The organism is Sediminibacterium roseum (genome assembly GCF_009939005.1).
Taxonomy (GTDB): domain Bacteria; phylum Bacteroidota; class Bacteroidia; order Chitinophagales; family Chitinophagaceae; genus Sediminibacterium; species Sediminibacterium roseum.
The window spans coordinates 358,883-377,601 of sequence record NZ_JAACJS010000015.1 but is presented as its reverse complement, the minus strand read 5'-3'; the positions used below and the strand labels follow the sequence as shown (position 1 = coordinate 377,601).

Annotated in this window: 13 protein-coding genes; 4 read left to right on the top strand and 9 right to left on the bottom strand. The window is 49.1% G+C overall.

Annotated features, from left to right (window positions below; translation table 11 throughout):
• Positions 1 to 35 precede the first annotated feature (35 nt).
• The 4 genes from GWC95_RS12755 to GWC95_RS12740 form a co-directional block, all read right to left on the bottom strand.
• Positions 36 to 1,883, bottom strand: a complete 1,848-nt coding sequence (locus GWC95_RS12755; RefSeq protein WP_161819115.1) for an outer membrane beta-barrel protein — start codon at positions 1,881 to 1,883, stop codon at positions 36 to 38.
• Between the two features lies 1 nt (position 1,884).
• Positions 1,885 to 2,424 (bottom strand): RNA polymerase sigma factor, encoded by a 540-nt coding sequence (locus GWC95_RS12750; RefSeq protein WP_202630285.1) that lies wholly within the window; start codon positions 2,422 to 2,424, stop codon positions 1,885 to 1,887.
• 218 nt (positions 2,425 to 2,642) lie between these two features.
• Positions 2,643 to 3,752 carry a carboxylate-amine ligase gene (locus GWC95_RS12745; RefSeq protein WP_161819114.1) on the bottom strand — a complete coding sequence of 370 codons (1,110 nt, stop codon included), beginning with the start codon at positions 3,750 to 3,752 and terminating at the stop codon, positions 2,643 to 2,645.
• 25 nt (positions 3,753 to 3,777) lie between these two features.
• The gene (locus GWC95_RS12740; protein ID WP_161819113.1) at positions 3,778 to 4,731 is read right to left on the bottom strand and encodes an ATP-grasp domain-containing protein; all 954 of its coding nucleotides are present in this window, start codon (positions 4,729 to 4,731) and stop codon (positions 3,778 to 3,780) included.
• A 168-nt stretch (positions 4,732 to 4,899) separates the two neighbouring features.
• Between GWC95_RS12740 and GWC95_RS12735 the strand changes: the two genes are divergently transcribed.
• Positions 4,900 to 5,712, top strand: coding sequence for an alpha/beta hydrolase (locus tag GWC95_RS12735; RefSeq protein ID WP_161819112.1), 813 nt, complete (start codon positions 4,900 to 4,902; stop codon positions 5,710 to 5,712).
• Between the two features lie 188 nt (positions 5,713 to 5,900).
• On the opposite strand, the gene GWC95_RS12730 is transcribed toward GWC95_RS12735, so the two are convergent.
• Together GWC95_RS12730 and GWC95_RS12725 are read right to left on the bottom strand one after the other, a co-directional pair.
• Positions 5,901 to 9,224, bottom strand: coding sequence for a TonB-dependent receptor (locus GWC95_RS12730; protein WP_161819111.1), 3,324 nt, complete (start codon positions 9,222 to 9,224; stop codon positions 5,901 to 5,903).
• A 218-nt stretch (positions 9,225 to 9,442) separates the two neighbouring features.
• Complete coding sequence (locus tag GWC95_RS12725) at positions 9,443 to 12,673, bottom strand: TonB-dependent receptor (RefSeq protein ID WP_161819110.1); 3,231 nt, start codon at positions 12,671 to 12,673, stop codon at positions 9,443 to 9,445.
• 229 nt (positions 12,674 to 12,902) lie between these two features.
• On the opposite strand from GWC95_RS12725, the gene GWC95_RS12720 reads away from it, so the two are divergent.
• The gene (locus tag GWC95_RS12720) at positions 12,903 to 14,105 is read left to right on the top strand and encodes a bifunctional 3,4-dihydroxy-2-butanone-4-phosphate synthase/GTP cyclohydrolase II (RefSeq protein ID WP_161819109.1); all 1,203 of its coding nucleotides are present in this window, start codon (positions 12,903 to 12,905) and stop codon (positions 14,103 to 14,105) included.
• 96 nt (positions 14,106 to 14,201) lie between these two features.
• Here GWC95_RS12720 and GWC95_RS12715 read toward each other — a convergent pair whose 3' ends face one another.
• The 3 genes from GWC95_RS12715 to GWC95_RS12705 all read right to left on the bottom strand — a co-directional run bounded on the left by GWC95_RS12715 (position 14,202) and on the right by GWC95_RS12705 (position 16,905).
• A complete protein-coding gene (locus tag GWC95_RS12715; protein ID WP_161819108.1) occupies positions 14,202 to 15,197 on the bottom strand; it encodes a PhoH family protein in 996 nt (331 codons plus the stop codon).
• A gap of 175 nt (positions 15,198 to 15,372) precedes the next feature.
• The gene (gene rpe, locus GWC95_RS12710) at positions 15,373 to 16,020 is read right to left on the bottom strand and encodes a ribulose-phosphate 3-epimerase (protein ID WP_161819107.1); all 648 of its coding nucleotides are present in this window, start codon (positions 16,018 to 16,020) and stop codon (positions 15,373 to 15,375) included.
• Between the two features lie 75 nt (positions 16,021 to 16,095).
• Positions 16,096 to 16,905: a tetratricopeptide repeat protein gene (locus GWC95_RS12705; protein WP_161819106.1), complete on the bottom strand. Its 810-nt coding sequence runs from the start codon at positions 16,903 to 16,905 to the stop codon at positions 16,096 to 16,098.
• A gap of 95 nt (positions 16,906 to 17,000) precedes the next feature.
• On the opposite strand from GWC95_RS12705, the gene GWC95_RS12700 reads away from it, so the two are divergent.
• Positions 17,001 to 18,080 carry a TolB family protein gene (locus GWC95_RS12700; protein WP_161819105.1) on the top strand — a complete coding sequence of 360 codons (1,080 nt, stop codon included), beginning with the start codon at positions 17,001 to 17,003 and terminating at the stop codon, positions 18,078 to 18,080.
• A 78-nt stretch (positions 18,081 to 18,158) separates the two neighbouring features.
• Complete coding sequence (locus GWC95_RS12695; protein WP_237722150.1) at positions 18,159 to 18,593, top strand: hypothetical protein; 435 nt, start codon at positions 18,159 to 18,161, stop codon at positions 18,591 to 18,593.
• The last annotated feature ends 126 nt before the right edge of the window (positions 18,594 to 18,719 follow it).

Below are 18,719 nucleotides of genomic sequence, written 5' to 3'. Positions count from 1 at the left end.
TTATTAGATACAGGCTCAACACTTTCCGTTGCCTGCTATTTCCTGTTTAAATTGAACCGCAAACCCAGCTGTAACCCGCCTACACTCACGCGCTGTTTAAAACCCGATTGAGCGGTACTCATGTCCGACAAATTATACCTGAAATACGGTTCGGCAAATAGGTGAAGGTCGTCGCTCAGCCTTTTTACAATGCTTACGCTGCCGGTCAAACCCAGGCCGATGTTCGACCGGTAAATGCCATTGCCATTCTTGTTCAGCGGCACATTGGCGAGCGTACTGTCGAGCACCATTCCCTGGTACCACGAAGTAATGTTGAACACAACGCCGGCGTTGATGCCGATCTTCAGGTCCTCGTCCCCAAACTGGTAACCTACCGTAACCGGAATATCGAAGCTGCGGTAACGGTTCTTAACGGTGTTGGTTTTGAAGCCGGCTGTCTGCAGGATGCTCGTGTCGTTCACGATCACCGTATCTCCCGGCGCTCTTATGATGGTGCGGACGGTTACCACCGTAGTCGTTTTTACTTCGTTCTCCGTGCGGTAAACATATTGTTCGTTGCCCTGCGAATATTGCAAACCCGCTTTCAGTAAAATATTATCGGTGATCGGTTTTACCAGGCGAATGCCCGCGGTATACCCGATACGCGAACGTTCTGCGCTGTCTTTCTTCAGCATATAAGTGGGAGATGCAGATACATTGCTTACGGATTTGAAAGCGATATCAGGCGATAGGTAGGTTTCAAGGTACCAGTCGGTGTTGATGCCTTTGTCCGAAGGACAAATGATCACGCTTTTAAACTTGTGGTTGCCCGCAAACAATTGCTTATTGGAAAGATCGGCCAGGCTGAATTTTGCCCTCGAAATGATGGATGCTTCGGTATAGCCGGGTTGATAAGGTTCGATAACGGGGTCATACTTGTTTTCATTGCCCGCAACCGCCGTTCCTTCGTTTTTCGTGATACTGCTTTGGATATTCGCCAGCACTTCGTTGGGATTGGCAGAAATCGCTCCGGCCTTGTTCACAGGAGGCGCAAAACGCAAACCGGTGGGGGAGTTGGGAATTGTTATGGAATGGCCTGCGGTATTTTCTGTATTACCCTTTGTATTGTTGTTTTGACCCGGTTGGTCCAGGTCGTTGTTCACCCTCGATGTACTTTCTGCCGCTGAGCGGTTGGATGGAACAGCAGGGTGGACATTGTTTTCTACCGAAGACTGCCCCGGATTTGCAACAGGCGGAACGGCAACCGTGTTATTGTTAGCTGGTCGATCCGGCGGGGATGGTTCACTTGTGCTTTTGTTTGCAGACTGAACCAGTGTTGGATCCGCGTTTTGTTTTTTACCGGAGAAGAAAAAATAAGAGCCCACCGCCCCGGCTGTCAACAAGGCCAGGATCAGTACGGCAGCAGCCGGATAACGGAACCACCAGAAGGCAACGCGGTCGTCTTCGTCGTCTTCCGGTTTTACTTTTTCCCAAAGGCCGGCAGGTACGGGCGCTTCTGCATCCCTGAGTTTGCCTGAAACAAAAGAGTCGAACTGGCCATCAGCCACCTTGTCCCACAAACCTCCCGGAACAGGCGCTTCGGCAGGCTGTAATTTGTCTGCGATAAAGGAATCGAATTGCCCGTCCGTGATCTTTTCAAACAATCCCTGCGGAACGGCGGCCGTATGGTCCTTGAGCGAGTTGCCAATGAACTGGTCGAACTGCGCATCTGCTATTTTCTCATACAAACCTTCGGGAACGGGTGCGATATGGTTTTGAAGTTTGCCGCCGATGAACTGGTCGAACTGACCCTCCGCCACTTTCTCCCAAAGGCCTGCGGGCACGGGCGCCGCATACTCATTGAGTTTGTCGTTGACGAAATCATCAAATTGGCTATCGTTCATTCTATACAGCAACTTTTTGCAATTGTAGGATTTGTTGTTGCAGCATCTTCCGCGCCTTTACCAATTGGCTGCGGCTGGTGCCGGGTTGTATGTTCAGCATCACGGCGATCTCCTCATGGCTGTAACCCTCGATCGCATTGAGGTTGAACACGAGACGGTATCCATCCGGTAACCCGCTGATGAGCCTCATCAGGTCTGCCTCGCCCAGGTGCGTATAGGCCTGTGCGTCTATCTGCGGTGCGTGCTGGCTGTTGTCGTCTATGTCTTTAAAATGGAGTTTTTTCCGCTCCAGGTGGCGGATGGCGGTGTTAACCACGATCCTGCGTATCCATCCCTCGAAAGCGCCCTCAAACTTGAACTGGCCGATGTATTGAAAAACTTTGATAAAGGCATCCTGCAACATGTCTTCTGCTTCCATACCATCATTGGCATAGCGCAGGCAAACGCCCATCATCTTGCCGGCATACCGGTCAAACAGCATGCGCTGGCACCTGGCATCTTTGTTGATGCAGCCCTTGATCAATTCGTACTCTTCGCTCAAAGTGAGTGTATTAGTTTAGGCAATAGATAGATACCGCAGCAAGTTACTCCGTTGCCCTGTGATCTCAAAAAGCCTGTTATTTTTTAGCCGGGCCGGTAACCGGGGCCTTTGGTGCTTTTCGGATCTGGCACGAACCAGCAACTTTTCTCAAACGGGGCTCTATTTTAATTACTAATGTATGTGATGTTTATTTAATTAAAAGGCCGGGGACTGAACTCTTACACCACCAGGAACTGGTCGTGAATATAATCCACCACGTTTACCAGGCTCCCTGTTCTTTTGAAAACCTCCAGTTGCCTGTCTGCGCCGGTACCTGTTTCGAAGATCTTGGCCACGTAGTTGATGATGTGCCGGCTTCCGAGTTCATCCACCACATCGTCTACGAAATCGAGCAGTTCGTAAATGAGCGCCCGGGTATTCACTTCGGTTTCTTTACCGAAATCGATCAGTGTTCCGTCTATGCCATAACGGCTCGCGCGCCATTTGTTTTCATTGATCAGGGAGCGTGAATAGATCATGAAGTTGAGGTTCTGGTTACGCAGCTTGTAGATTTTTGCGCTGATGGCCTGGAACAGGGCGGCGATGGTGATCGTTTCGTTGATCGTCATCGGCACATCGCAGATCCTGAATTCTACCGTGTTGAAAAAGGGGTGAACACGCAGGTCCCACCAGATCTTCTTCGCATTGTCTATGCAGTTTGTTTTGATCAGCAGGTTCACATAACTCTCGTAGGCTTCGATGTTCTCAAAATAATCGGGGATGCCCGTGCGTGGAAACTTGTCAAACACTTTTGTACGGAACGATTTGTATCCTGTTTCCCTTCCTTCCCAGAAAGGCGAATTGGTGCTCAGTGCATATACGTGCGGCAGAAAATAACGCGCCGTATTGGCGATGTGGATGGCCATACGCCTGTCTTCCATGCCCACATGCACATGCAGGCCAAAAATGAGGTTGCTTCTTGCGGCTTCCTGTAATTCGTTCACGATCTCGTTGTAACGAACATGGTCGGTGATCAGCTGTGTTTCCCAATGGCTGAAAGGATGTGTTCCGGCGGCGCCGATCCACAGGCCAAGATCCCCGGCTATCTGCGCAATATTGCCGCGCAGCGAGGCTACATCCTTGAACGCTTCCTCGATATTGGCGCATATATCCGTACCCACTTCCACCACGGCCTGGTGCATCTCGGCTTTTACCTTGTCTTTGAGGATCTTTTGTCCCTCCTGCACGATCCGCTGCTCATGGCTTTTCAGTTCCCTTGTTTTGGGATCGATGACCATGTATTCTTCTTCTACGCCAAGGGTGAAATGTTGGTAGTTGATGTTTCCCATGTGTTGCTTTGAGCCGTTAGCTGAATTAATAAAGTTTCTTTCCCCCTGCACTCCGCTTTACATACTCGCCCCAGGTAAGGTTGTCTGCCCCGGGAACATTTGCCTGTGCTTTTTCGATGGCGAAGGTTGCTGCGGTTTCTACTACCCAGTCGAAATTCTCCTGGCCCACGCTCTTGAGGTCCGCATCCGGCGCGGGATTACAGAAGTCGATCGCGTAGGGAACGCCATCGCGTACGGCAAGTTCCACGGTGTTGAAATCGTAGCCGAGGTAATTGTTGATGCGCAGCACGATATCGGTCATTTGCTTGAGCCTCGCTTCCGAAGGTTTGAAATCCGCCACGTAACGCAGGTGGTGTGGGTTGCGCGGTTCGTACGACATGATGCGCACATACTTTCCGCCAATGCAATAGCAACGGTAATATTCTTCGAAGATGATCTCTTCCTGGAGCATCATAATGAGCTGGTTGGTCTCTGCATGCTTGTCAAAGAAATCATCCATGCTGGTGAGCTTGTATACGTTTTTCCATCCGCCCCCGGCGAAAGGTTTCATGTATGCCGGGAAGCCAACATAGTTAAAGATGCCATCCCAATCGAGCGGGTAGGCAAGATTGCTGAACGATTGATCGGTGGTATCGGGCGGTAGATCGCGCGATGGCAGGATCACGGTTTTGGGAACAGGCACGTCGATCTTTGTAGCGAGACAGTTGTTGAAAAATTTTTCGTCCGCGCTCCACCAGAAAGGATTGTTGATCACCGCGGTGCCGCAAAGGGCGGCGTTCTTCAGGAATGCGCGGTAGAAGGGAATGTCCTGGCTGATCCTGTCCACGATCACATCATACCCACTCGGCTCGCCCTGCATAACTTTGTCGATCCGAACCGGCTCCGCTGTAATGCCATCGATATTCTTACTGTTGATCCTTTCAACAAAGGCCATTGGAAAACTTCTTTCCTGCCCAAACAGGATGCCGATCTTTTTCATAAATAATAGTTTGATGAAGAATGGTGCTAAATGATGTAACCGTTTTCAATTTAACGAAACTGTGTTGAAATAAAAAGGTGTGCCAGTAAAATTGTTTTTGCAGACAGGTAAACCTGCGATTCACTGCCCACCACTCACTTTCCCCCTTTTCCGTTATTTTTGAGATCTATGACCGAAAGCAAGACAACACTCTCTTCCGTTGTGGTAGAGCAATGTACCATCAGTTCTGAATACCTGGAGCGTGAAGTGATTGTTGATGTGTACCTGCCCTCCGCAATGGCCAGTCCTGAACAGTTGAGCCTTTTACTGATCAACGACGGACAGGATCTTCTCCAGATGCCATTCGATGAAATTCTCGACGGCCTCATCACCCGGCAACAGATAGAACCTTTGGTCTGTGTGGGCATACATTGCGGCCCCGACAGGAAAATGGAATACGGTACCGCTTATTCAGCTGATTTCAAGGGCCGCGGTGCGAAAGCAGGGTTGTACAGCAAGTTTATTTTTGAAGAGTTGCTGCCTTTTATACGCAGGGCCTACAATACGCCTTCATTCAAAGACAAATCATTTGCAGGGTTCTCGCTGGGAGCATTGAGTGCGGTTGATATTGTTTGGAACCATGCCAGCGAATTCAGCCGCGCCGCTTCGTTCAGCGGATCGTTCTGGTGGCGCAGGAAAGGGTATGATGAGGGGTACAACGATGAGCAGGACAGGCTCATGCACCTGCAGGTGCGCAAAGGAAACTTCCATCCCTGGCTCCGTTTCTTCATAGAATGCGGTACAGAAGATGAAACCGCAGACCGCAACAACAATGGCGTGATCGATTCCATCGACGATGCGCTTGATCTTATTTTCGAACTCAAATCAAAAGGCTATACCGACGAACACATCAAATACCTCGAACTCGAAAACGGCAAACACGACGTGGCCACCTGGGCAAAAGCGTTTCCCGCGTTTTTGAAATGGGGGTGGGGGATCTGAGTTCCGGACCCTAAACGTTTTTATAAACAAACAAGCCTGGTCGATCCGACCAGGCTTGTTGTTTTCTTTATGTCCGGCACGAACTTACGGCAACGGAGCACTCAAAAAAAAGAACCCCGGTCAGCATTGACCGGGGTTCCTTTTTATTCAAGACTCAAACAAGGCCCGTAAATACCGGGCTTCCTGTTTTAGAACAGGTATTTGAAGCCCATCTGGATACCCCATGTAGTTGAGGTAGAGTTAACGTTTACAAAGGTCCTGTCAACCAACTGGCTTACAGTTGCTCCCTGCGGAGTGTAAGTAGCCAATGTGTATTGAGGAACACCCGCAGTTACAGAAGCCACGGTAAGTGGGTTGTTTACTACGTATGATTTTCTGATGCCCCAGTTGTTGTTCAACAGGTTCAGGAAGTTAACCACTGTAAGGTTGAATTGCAGTGTGTTTTTGTATTTACCAACATTGGTAAAGATATCCTGGAGGAAGTTGAAATCAACCCTGTGGTAGAAAGGATACAATGCACCGTTTCTTTGTGCGTTCTCACCCCTGTGTTTGCTCAGGTAAGGATCTTGTGTAATGAATTTCTCGAAAGCAGCAACCTGGTCAGCTGCGCTGAACGCAGGCGTTGTTCCTGAAGCGGCTTTTGGAGCAAAGTTCATTTCTGATGTGTTCTTAGGGATGTAAAGGAGGTCAGCAGTGTTACCATCGTTGTTCAGGTCGTTCGCGTATTGGTAAGTGTAACGGCCCTGCGTATTTCCTTCGTAGAAGAAGGAGAAAGTAGAAGCAAGGTGTTTCAGGTATTCAACACGGTAAGACAAAGAAGCTACGATACGGTGAGGTACTGCGAACTGTGAGTTGTAAGACTCCAGGTCGTTCTGTGTACCAACGTTCTGGTTACCGGCCCAGATGGATGCGGCCTGGCTACCAGGGTTGGCGGTAACATCAGATGCAACTGCATAGGTGTAAGCCAATGATCCGTAGAATCCTTTTGTGAACGCTTTTGAAATGGCTGCTGTGATCGAGAATGAATAGTTCTTGTTTGTGTTCTCAAGAACAGTTGCATTTGTGATCGCAGAATTGATCCTTCTTACCGCTGCACTGCTGCTGCTGTAGTAAGGACGGGTTACGCCCGGTGCCAGTGTAATGGTAGCATCAGGGTTTTTCTGGTTTGCGTTACGCATGATAGGATCGTTCAAAGATTGTGTGAACAAACCTTCGATGGTGTAAGACCAACCTTTTCCAAGCTGCTGGTCGATCGCAATGTTTGTGCGCCATACCTGCGGGAACTTGAAGTTTTTATCCAGTACAGCAAATGTACCTGGCGCTACCGTACCCACTGTTTTAGGGAACTGCGCAGGGTTCAGGCTGCTGTTGTAGAAAGGATTGTATGCTTTTGGATCGGGGTTGAACAGGAAGTTGTTCAGGTCAGATGTTGCAGTAACCAATGCGCCGAATGTGTACATCGCACTTGTTGATGGCATGTTGGTGAGCAATACATACGGTACGCGGCCTGTGAATATACCTGAACCACCACGGATGATCTGGCTCTTGTCTCCATTAACATCCCAACGGAACGATGCTCTTGGTGCATAGTAGTTGGTTGCTTTTGGCCACCTGCCTGTAGAATACTGCGCAGGGTTTCCGTTGCGGTCTGCAAAAGTAAGCGCTGCGATAGCCGGGTTGTTGAGTGGTTGCGTAGGATAAACCGGAACATCGATCCTCAAACCATAAGTGAGTTTGAAGCGTGGGTTGATGTTGAATTCGTCCTGGATATAACCACCGAGCTGACCGATCTTCAGGTTGGCTGAGTAAACCGCATCTTCTCCCGGTACCAGTGAATAGTTGATAGAGAAAAGTTTTGGAGCCCTGTTGTTGATGAAATCATCCAGTGATCCATAAACATAATAACCTTGTGAACCCGGCATGAACATGTTACCTACTCTCTGGTACTCGTAAGTTGCACCTGCAGTGATGGTATGTTTGCCTGCGAAATAAGTAAAGTTGTCTGTGATATTGAATACATCATTGATAACATCGTTGTTGTTACCGTTGAATGGTTCGTTACCCGCCGCCATATAGTTCACCTTGCTGCCCGCTGTTAAACCGAGGATATCGATGAACGGGAAGTTCATGCCGTCGTGTCCTTTGGTGCTTGCAATTTTGGTGAGTGTAGTGATGAACTGGTTTGCGAATTTACCATTGAAGTTACTGTTCAACTCCAATGAATAGCTTCTAACCTTGTCTGTTGTTTTGTAGAAAGAATTGGCAAAGCTCATCGCCTGCGCTCCAAAACGGTAAGAACCGATGTATGAAACGATGGCCGACTGGCTGTTTGCACCATTGATACCACCGCTACCGCTTGGTGGTGTATAGCCTGTAGCCTTGAAATCGCTGAATTTCGCAGTCAGCTTGTGCTGGTTGCTGATGTTCCAGTCGATCTTAGCAAGGATCTTGTGGTTTTTTGTTTCGTTAGCGCCGAAGTTGTCGTAAGCACCGGTGCTGTAACCATATTTGGTTTGCAGGTAGTTAGACAGTTTCGCCAATGAATCGATAGGCACATTTGAAGTGGTACCGTTGCCTGATCCTCCTTTCGGAGAGAAGGTTACGCCCGGTGCAGAGCCTGTTTCCTGCTCGCCGGTAATGAAGAAGAACAATTTGTTTTTGATGATCGGTCCGCCTACAGTAGCACCGTAAATTTTGTTGCTTGTAGTTGCAGGTGCAGCCAGTTTGGTGCCCGCTACGTTGAGACCGTTGTAATTCTGGTTACGGAAAACAGTGTAAGCACTTCCATGGAAAGTGTTGGTACCGCTTTTCGTGATCGCATTGATCGATGCACCTGTGAAACCCGATTGTTTAACATCGTAAGGAGCGATGTTAACGGAGATCTCCTGGAACGCATCCAATGAGATCGGGTTACCACCACCTGGCAACGCGTCGGTGTTCAAACCAAAGTTGTTGTTGAGGTTTGCACCATCAACGGTTACGTTGTTCATTTTACCGTCACGTCCGGCAAAACTGTTTCCGCTTGCCTGTGGCGTAAGACGGGTAAAGTCTGTAATGCTCCTGGAGATCGTAGGCAATGTGCTCAGTTGCAGTTGACCGATATTGGTAGAAGTACCGATCTTTTCAACGGCTGCCCTTCTTTTTGTTCCCAATACTACTACGGCAGACAATTCTGTTGTGCCGTCTTTCATTTCAGCATTAACGTCGTAAGTTGAACCCAGCGGGATGGAAAAACCGTCCTCTACAAAGGTTGTTAAACCTACATACGAAATTGTCAAGGTGTAAGGACCACCCGCACGCAGACCCGGCAAATTGAAGGATCCACCCTTTTTACTCACTGTGGTGTAGGTTGTACCAGACGGGATGTGCACTGCCTTTACCGACGCTCCTTCGAGGCCCTGCCCCTTGGAAGTTACGGCTCCGGCGATGGTACTCGTGGTAACCTGCGCCATTGATGCCATGGCCATCAGTAAAGCCGGCAGCATCATTAAAATTCTCTTTGTAATTCGCATAAAACATAGTTTTAGATTTTGCAAATATGAGGCATCCGCACGGCTTAAACAGGCATTTTCGAAAATATTGTTAATTTGTTCATAATCCTGCCCGCGAATGGGGATTAATTGGTGATAAAACAACGTTTTCTCATGCCTAATAATCCGGTAATAGTTGTCCCGGTACTGCTTTATGCTAAAAATGTTTCATGTGTTTACTGCGTGGTAATGCGCTAATGTCAAAATAACAATCTGATACCCAATCTGCCGTTCCAACGTGCACTATAGGCAGGGGTGGTTGAAAGACTGGCGGTCCATTTTTCCTTCAATTCCGTCGTGGCATTAAATTTGAACTGCGGCACTGTTGCGCCCGCGCCTGTATAGCCGGCAAAATCCAGCAGCGCCACCTGGCCGTTGGGCTGGAAATACCTGCGGCCCCAATCCCTGTTCAGGAAATTGGTGAAGTTGAAAAGATCGAAACTGAGCTGGAGGCGGCACTTGTCGCCGGCTACCTTCAGCCGCAGGTCGTATAAGATCTTCAGGTCTACCACATGTTCAAAAGGCATCCGGCTCCCGTTCCGCTCTGCGTAATTGCCGCGGCGGCTTTTCAGGTAGCCATCGTTTTCGATCAACCGGTTGAACGCTTCTTTTTGTTGGGCCGGCGTATAAACCGTTCCATTGACCGTATTCGGAAGAAAAACGGCGCCTGCCAGTTCTTCCGCCGTTGGAACATAGATCAGGTCGTATGCCCCAAAGGCTCCATCATCCCTTGTCATACTTCCATCGTATACATAACTCACCGGTGCCCCTGATTGCCCGTTGTAGGTAAACGAACAGGTGGTCGACGCCCCGCCGTGCCTGCCCCGGAACACGCGGCTGAAGACCGCGAATACCCTATGGCCCGGGCTGAAATCAGAAACGCTTCGGGTAAGAAAGTTCCGGCCATTGACCGTTTCCATCGTTCGCCATTGGGTGAGGTTTACCGAGCTTGTTCCTTCATTGTTTACGTAGGAATGCCCAAAATGATAACTGATATCGGCTTTCCAGTTGTGCCCGGGTAAACCCACCAGGCCAAAGCTGAGGTCATATGCATAGCCGGTTCTTTCTTTGTTGTTTCCCAAAAGGATCGCATAATCGAAAGGATTCGATCCGCCTGCTTCCAGCCCGATTCTTGCATTGTTCACATCCGGATAAATAAACCGCCTGTCCGGCCCTTCCGCCGTGCCAACGGGCGGCAGCAGGTTCAGGTTGGTGTATCTGATCTCGTTGATGTTCTTGCTGAACATAAGCTCCAACGATGTGGTCCAATCGCTCCATTTTTTCTCCGCTGCCAGCGACACCCTGAATAATTCCGGCATGCTGAATTTTTCCGAAATAAGATTGAGTGGCTCCTTGTTCCCGGCACTGTTGAAATCTCTGGGCGTCCATTGACGAAAAGGATCCGGACGGAACCTCATCTTGCCGAGTTGCGAAAGGCTCGCAGAGAACCCGCCGATAAAAAGCCCGTTGTTGTTGTACACGCCCCCCGGCCAGGCCAGGGGCAGCCGGCCTGAAAATATGCCCGCACCACCACGGATGGCAACCGCGTGTTTTGCATCGCGGTAGCTGAAACCGATTCTCGGCGAAACAGACAAGGGTATGTTTATTTGTGCGCCCGACAATGCTCCTTCCGTGTCCCAGTATTTGGCGATCTGCTGAAGCGCCACATCGTTTACATAGTCGTTGCGGGCGGGAGCGGTTAAGAACAAATGTTTATCGAACCTGATCCCATAATTCAATACGAAATTTTTAAAGCGCAACTCATCGTTCACAAACACCGCTGTTCGCAAAACAGAAAATGCAGCGCTGGCCATGGTTTGATCGGCATTGATATTATCCACGAGCGAAAAACCCAACTGGTACGCGGAAGGATGATCGTTTGTCAGAAAATCACCGGGCGATGAATAGGTATAGCTCCCAAAACTGTTCTGTATAAATGCGTTCCTGATGCGGTTGTGTTCGATGTCAAAACCCGTGGTGAGCAAATGTGGCCCCGCATTGAATTTAAATTTGTCGGCAACACCCAGGTTGCTTTGAATCAGCTGGTTGATCGTTGAACTGTTGTCGGTTCCAAACAGGATCGCACCCTCGCCATCGTTGATACGAACGCGGGGAAAGGGCTTATCCAGCGGCTCCCTGTCGTCGTTCACTTTTGTATACGTAACGAGCAGTTTGTTGGCCGTGCTTTTATTGAAACTGCTTTTCCATTCCAGGGAAACCGAATTTGTTCCGGAAAAAAATGCATATCCATCGTTGCTGAAATGAATGGTGTTTTCATTGCCTGCATTTGCATTCATGCGTTGTGCGTAGGTGTAACGGTGGCTTACCGACAGGCTGTTTCTCCAATTGATGTTCCAGTCGAGGCGCATGACCACGCGGTCTGCATTCACCGTTTCCGGGTTATCGAGGAAGCTGCCGGGATCGTAATGGTAACTTGCTTTGACCGTGTTGGCAAGGATGTTCAGCAACCGTATGTCTTTTGTGTTCCCTTTGTAGCGGTCGAATAAAAATGGCTGGGAAAATACCTCGCGCTGTAATTCGATGTTGGCGAAATAGAACAGTTTGTTTTTAATGAACGCTCCCTGTGTGCGCCATCCGTATGTTCCCGAAAAAAAAGTATTCAGTTTCGCCGCATCCTTTTTTTCGCCGACAGGCGTTTTCCCCGACAGGTCCCTGTTGCTGAAATAATGATACACCGAATTTTCTTTTTGATTCGTTCCCGATCTTGTTGTTGCGTTAATGGCCGCACCGGTAAAATTTCCCAGCGATGCATCATATGGTGTGAGGGCTACCTGGAACTGCGCAATTGCATCGGCAGGTAAGATCGAAATGCCTGCCTGCCCGCCATTGGTTCCCGATGCTGCCAATCCAAACACATCGTTGTTGATCGCACCATCAATGTACATGGCATTGTAACGGTTGTTTTGCCCGGCAAACGAAATGCCACCTTCGTTTCCCGCAGACAAGCTTGCCACCGGGATGCTGCGCAGTTGTTCGTACATGTTCCGGCCGGGCAAAAGATCCATCTTTTCCCTTGTAATGACCATGCCGCTGTTCCTGTTTTGGTGTGCAGCCGAAACAGTGACCTCCTTTAATACAGTCACATTTTGCTTCATCACGAAATCAACTGTTGTTTCTTCGCCCAGGTTTACGGTGATGTTACTGCGCACCTCTGATTTATGATTTACAAAAAACACCTCAGCGGAATAGCCGTTCCCCGGCGACACATCGGGCACAAAGAAATTTCCTGTCTTGCCTGATGTTGAAAAATAAAGGGTTCCCGTAGCGCCGTGTTTGATCCTGATGGATGCTCCCTGCAAGGGTATCCCGTTTTCGGCTTTTACTTTTCCGGCGATACTGCCGCCTGTTACCTGCGCACGAACGCATGTGATCAGCAACAAAAAAATGATGGAAGATAAAATGGCTCGCATACAGATATTTCAATACGCTAAGAAACCAGGATATGCAAAGCCGCGTATTGCGTATTTAACGCAGAATGGGGGGTGAAAAAGCGGTTTTTTTGGTAGTGGCAGACCGAATCACCAGCTTTTGCAGGGTCCGAACAGAAACAGGCCGTCGACTTGCGTTATTGGTAAAATTCCCGGTCAGCACACCTTATATAACCCTTCGGCTGTAATTTTGCCGGACAAACAGGAACCTATGTTAGATAGAATTGAAGATGCGATTGATGATATCCGCAATGGTAAAATGATCATAGTGGTAGACGATGAGGACCGTGAGAACGAGGGCGATTTTATCATCGCCGCGCAGCATTGTACACCCGAGGTCATCAACTTTATGAGCAAAGAGGGTCGCGGCCTCATCTGCGCCGCGCTTACCGAAGAGCGCTGCAAAGAACTGCAGCTCGACCCGATGGTTACTTCCAACACTTCCTTGCATGAGACCGCTTTTACCGTTTCGGTAGACCTTATAGGGCAGGGAACCACCACTGGTATTTCGGCGCAGGACAGGTCAAAGACCATACAGGCGCTGGTAAATCCGCAAACCCATCCATCGGAACTGGGCAGGCCGGGGCATATCTTCCCGTTGCGTGCAAAAACGGGTGGGGTGCTGCGCAGAACAGGACATACAGAGGCGGCGGTTGATATTCCGCGTCTTGCAGGACTGCAACCCGCGGGTGTGCTAGTGGAGGTGATGAACGAAGACGGAACCATGGCGCGTTTGCCGCAGTTGCTTGAGATCGGGAAGCGGTTCGGCCTGAAAACCGTTTCCATCAAAGACCTGATCGATTACCGTTTGAAACTCGATTCATTGATCGAAGAACTGGTGCGGGTGGATATGCCAACCAAATGGGGCCATTTTACCCTGGTGGCCTTTAAAGAAAAAACAACGGGCGCAGAACACCTTGCCATGGTCAAAGGCACATGGGCAGAAGACGAAGCGGTGTTGACACGCGTTCACAGCAGTTGTTTTACGGGCGATATCCTCGGCAGTTTCCGTTGCGATTGCGGCGAGCAGCTTCACAAGGCCATGGCCATGGTAGAAGAAGAAGGGAAAGGGGTGATCCTTTACATGAACCAGGAAGGAAGAGGCATTGGCCTCATCAACAAACTGAAGGCATACAAACTGCAGGAAGAAGGCATGGACACCGTAGAGGCCAACCTCCACCTTGGTTTTGGCATGGACGAAAGAGATTACGGCGTAGGTGCACAGATGCTGCGTTATCTCGGTGCCAATAAATTAAAACTGATGAGCAACAACCCGCGCAAACGCGCCGGTTTGAAAGGATATGGATTGGAGATCGTTGACATTGTTCCGATCGAAGTTCATCCCAATTCGCACAACCTGAAATACCTCGAAACAAAAAGAGATAAACTGGGGCACGAGATCCTGGGTGAATAAAATTGGATCATAGATCATCCAAAAACAACAAGGCCCGGCAAACAAGGTTTTTGATATACTTGTTCCCGGGCCTTGTTTTATGTTACTTTATGCAGGCTACCTCCTGTAATTGTTGTTGTGGTTACCCTGCGCTTCTTCGTTCTCGCTTTCTTTCTCGTACGCTTTGATGATCGCTTTTACCAACCTGTGACGTACCACGTCTTCTTCCGTCAATTCGATATGGGCAATGCCATCGATGTGTTTGAGGATGCGTGTTGATTTTTCAAGCCCGCTGCGCATGTTTCTCGGCAGATCCACCTGCGTGGGGTCGCCGGTAATGATGGCCTTGGCATTGGCGCCGATACGCGTCAGGAACATTTTCAGCTGCAGGTCGTTCGTGTTCTGCGCCTCATCAAGGATGATGAACGCATTGTCGAGCGTACGGCCGCGCATATAAGCCAGCGGGGCGATCTCGATGGTGCGTGTGCTCATATAATAGCCGAGTTTGTCGGCAGGTATCATATCGTCCAGCGCATCATACAAAGGGCGCAGGTATGGGTCTATCTTTTCTTTCAGGTCGCCGGGCAGGAAACCAAGGCTTTCCCCCGCTTCTACCGCCGGGCGGGTGAGGATGATCTTTTTAACCAGCTTGTTCTTGAGGGCCCTTACGGCCAATGCCACGGCAGTGTACGTTTTGCCCGTACCTGCGGGCCCGATGGCGAACACGATATCGTTGCGGTCAACGGCATGTACCATTTTCTTCTGGTTCTGTGTGCGGGCCCGAACGGTTTTTCCATTCGGACCGAAAACGAGGATGTCGTTGGGATTGCGGTCCACGAAATTGTCAACCGTTTCTGCATCGTCGCCACCAAGGATCTGTTCAAAATAGTTCTCGCTCAGGTGGCCATTTCTTTCGAGGTACTGGATGATGAGGTCGATCTTTTCTTTTGCTGTTTCTATTTGTTCGGGAGCCCCGCTCAGTTTTAATTGTGTCCCGCGGGAGAGGATCTTTAACAGAGGGAATTTCTTTTTCAGCAAATCTAACTTTCCGTTGTTTACGCCAAAGAATTCGATGGGATTAACGGACTCGAGGTTAATGATGGTTTCTGTCAATCTGTTACGGTTTAGTGATTGAATAAGAGCTTGCAACTTCTATTCCAAATTTAATTGAAGCCCTATATAAAATCCTAATACTTCTTATGCACAGGTGTGGAAAGGTATATATGCATCTTCAACGCTGAAGATCGACGAGTATTAGGCTCCCCCTTCCAGGAATAGCCGTTCTTTATTACAGCTTTTTTAACGCTGCAATTGTGGCAGCAGGGTCTGCCGATCTAAACACCGTATTGCCCGCTACCAGTACATCTGCGCCCGCAGTAAGAATGGTGGATGCATTTTCCAGCGTAACACCGCCATCGATCTCGATAAGGGTTTTGCAACCCCGTTCGCTGATCATGGCCCGGAGCGTCTTTATTTTTTCCAGGGTATGAGGAATGAATTGTTGTCCGCCAAAACCGGGGTTCACACTCATCAGGCACACCAGATCGATATCGTGTAAAATATCACTCAGCAGGTGAACGGGGGTATGTGGATTTAATGCCACACCTGCATTCATGCCCAGTGCTTTTATTTGCTGCAGGTTCCGGTGCAGGTGCGGACAAGCCTCGTAATGAACCGTAAGGTTGTGCGCGCCGGCTTTTTGAAACGCTTCTGCATAATTGCCGGGTTCGAGGATCATCAGGTGAACGTCGCAGACCTTGGTAGTGGCCTTGCAAACCCTTTCTATTACCGGGAAACCGAAACTGATATTGGGAACAAAGCTCCCGTCCATTACATCCAGGTGCAGCCAGTCGGCCTCACTGGCATTGATCATGTCACAATCTTTCTGGAGATTCAAAAAATCGGCGCTCAGGAGCGATGGGGCAATAATGGGCATGTGCAAATGTAAACTGGAAAATCTGTTCGTGGAAATTTTGGAAAAGGGAACACGGATTTCAACCGCTTTTTCCCGTTACTGCGCGGCGCCCAATCTTTTCAATGCTTCCCCAGCCTCTGTGAGCTTCGGATCCAGCGCCTGTGCGCGTTGGTAATTGGCGATGGCCTCGGTACGCCTGTTCATGGACTCGTAGCATTTGGCCATCCAGTAATAGGCATCGGGATAGGTGTTCCGCACCGTTGACAGGGTTTGAAAAACCTGCAACGCTTCAGGGATCTTTTTTGATTCATAAAAAAGAAACCCTTTTTCCATATACGCTTCCGAATAACTGTAGTCGTTCGCTATACAGGCATTGAAAGCATCCATCGCTTTTTGCTGGTTCCCGGTTCTTGCATAATAAACACCGCTGATGAAATGGGTATGCGCCGTGTATTCCCTTCCAATGCGCAGCGAGGCGATCTGTTTGCACAACAGGAGGGCGATCGAATCTTTTCTTTCCGCCAAAAGATTTGCTGCACCCAGCATCGCGTCGGGCGAGGGGTATATGCGGATGGCATAGCGGTACGATTTCAATGCGCCGGTGGTGTCGTGCGCATTTTCCTGGAGCAGGGCCTTGCGGTACCAGAGGCCGTAATTAAGACTGTCTTTTTTGATCAGCGGGTCCATCTGGCCCAGCGCCTGCCTGTACGCACCCAGGCTATCGAGTGCATCCACCAGGCGGAGGCGAAGCCCGGTGCTGTCGGGGTGTTGGTCAACATCCGTAAACAATTGCCTTACGGGTGCCGGCATCTCTTCTTTGGCCAGTGCATCGGGCGGGGTATTTTTTGATTCGTTCTTACAGGCTATGAAAAACACCAGTAAAAACACGGGCATCCATGTTCTCATCCTGCAAAAATAAGAGGGGAGAGGGGTGTGATGACATTTTTTTGACGAAAGACAGTTTTCACACACTTACTTTTGCCGGATATTAACATACAGCTATGATAAAAGTACCTCTCCTGATCGCCTGCCTTATCGCCGGCATCGTTTCCGTTTCCGCACAGGCAAGAACGGAAGACTCTGTTCATTTTGCCGGTGAAAAACATTTCAGGAACATCACGCAACTGACCTTTGGCGGCGACAATGCCGAAGCCTATTTCAGCTACGATGGCAAATACATCATCTTCCAGCGCACCAACCCGAAAGAAGGGGTGAATTGCGACCAGATCTTTATTGGCAAGCTGCCAACCAAACCCGGTGAAAAATTTACGTACAAAAGGGTAAGCACCGGTAAGGGCCGCACCACCTGTGCGTATTTCCTGCCCGATGGCAAACACATCATCTTTGCTTCTACCCACAAAGGCGCAGATACCTGCCCGCCTGTGCCCGACCGCGCCAAATATGGCAACAAGTACATCTGGCCCTTGTACGATACCTATGATATTTTTATGGCCGATCTGAACGGGAAGATCATCAAACAGATCACTACGGCAAAAGGTTACGATGCAGAAGGAACCTTGTCGCCCGACGGAAAAAAAATGATCTATTGCAGCGATAAAGACGGCGATCTCGATCTCTATATCATGGACCTCGCCAGCGGGAAAGAAAAAAAGATCACCAACGCGATCGGTTACGACGGCGGTGCGTGGTTCAGCCCGGATGGCAAAAAGATCGTTTGGCGCGCCAGCCGCCCCACCACGGCTACCGAAGTGAAAGAATACAAGGAGCTGCTTGCAGAAGGAATGGTTGCCCCCACCAATATGGAAGTATGGGTGGCGGATGCCGATGGACAAAACGCAAAACAGGTAACCAAACTCGGGCAAGCCAACTGGGCACCCAACTTTACGCCAGACAGCAAACACATTATTTTCTGCAGCAACCACGAATACAAAAGAGGGTTCCCATTCAACATGTACCTGACCGACCTGGATGGGAAAGGACTTGAAAAAATAAGCCGTGATAAAGGCTTTGATGCCTTCCCTATGTTCAGCCCGAATGGTAAGAAGATCATCTTCGCATCAAACCGGAACAATGGTGGAACCAGGGATACGAATTTGTTTATTGCAGATTGGGTGGAGTAACGCGATTCGCGAATAAACATTATCTTTCTAACTAAATCAACTCTTATGGATACAGGATTATTACACTTACATAACCTCATGCGCTGGGTAATTTTGGTATTGCTGCTCGTATCGATCTTTAAGGCGCTTTCGGGGTGGCAGGGCAAAAAAACATTTTCGCCGGGCGATAAGAAAGTGTGGCTGTTCACGATGATCAGTGCACACATTACCTTACTGGTCGGTTTGTACCAGGTAACCTTCGGGCGGTATGGGTTTACCAAACTTCCCGAAGGAACAAACATCATGAAAGAAAAATTCTACCGTTTCTTTCTTGTTGAACACCCGGTAGGAATGATCATCGCCATCGTACTGATCACCCTCGCACACGGCATGTCGAAAAAAGCAGTGCCGGATGAAACCAAATACAGGAAAGCATTTTTCTACCTCCTCATCGCACTCATCGTTATCCTCGCCACCGTTCCATGGCCATTCCGCGAAGTAGTAGGAAGACCGTTGTTTCCGGGCATGAATTAGAACAAACAGCAGGAACTAAATAATTAGGAATTAGGAATTAGGAATTAGGAATTAGGAGTTAAGATTAAGAATTGGGAATTATCAATAATTATTAATTATTAATTCCTAATTCCTAATTATCCAGTG

Coding starts and splice junctions, on each gene's coding strand:
- GWC95_RS12755 (WP_161819115.1), bottom strand. CDS start 1,883: ATGAACGATAGCCAATTTGATGATTTCGTCAACGACAAACTCAATGAG.
- GWC95_RS12745 (WP_161819114.1), bottom strand. CDS start 3,752: ATGGGAAACATCAACTACCAACATTTCACCCTTGGCGTAGAAGAAGAA.
- GWC95_RS12740 (WP_161819113.1), bottom strand. CDS start 4,731: ATGAAAAAGATCGGCATCCTGTTTGGGCAGGAAAGAAGTTTTCCAATG.
- GWC95_RS12735 (WP_161819112.1), top strand. CDS start 4,900: ATGACCGAAAGCAAGACAACACTCTCTTCCGTTGTGGTAGAGCAATGT.
- GWC95_RS12730 (WP_161819111.1), bottom strand. CDS start 9,224: ATGCGAATTACAAAGAGAATTTTAATGATGCTGCCGGCTTTACTGATG.
- GWC95_RS12725 (WP_161819110.1), bottom strand. CDS start 12,673: ATGCGAGCCATTTTATCTTCCATCATTTTTTTGTTGCTGATCACATGC.
- GWC95_RS12720 (WP_161819109.1), top strand. CDS start 12,903: ATGTTAGATAGAATTGAAGATGCGATTGATGATATCCGCAATGGTAAA.
- rpe (WP_161819107.1), bottom strand. CDS start 16,020: ATGCCCATTATTGCCCCATCGCTCCTGAGCGCCGATTTTTTGAATCTC.
- GWC95_RS12705 (WP_161819106.1), bottom strand. CDS start 16,905: ATGAGAACATGGATGCCCGTGTTTTTACTGGTGTTTTTCATAGCCTGT.
- GWC95_RS12700 (WP_161819105.1), top strand. CDS start 17,001: ATGATAAAAGTACCTCTCCTGATCGCCTGCCTTATCGCCGGCATCGTT.
- GWC95_RS12695 (WP_237722150.1), top strand. CDS start 18,159: ATGCGCTGGGTAATTTTGGTATTGCTGCTCGTATCGATCTTTAAGGCG.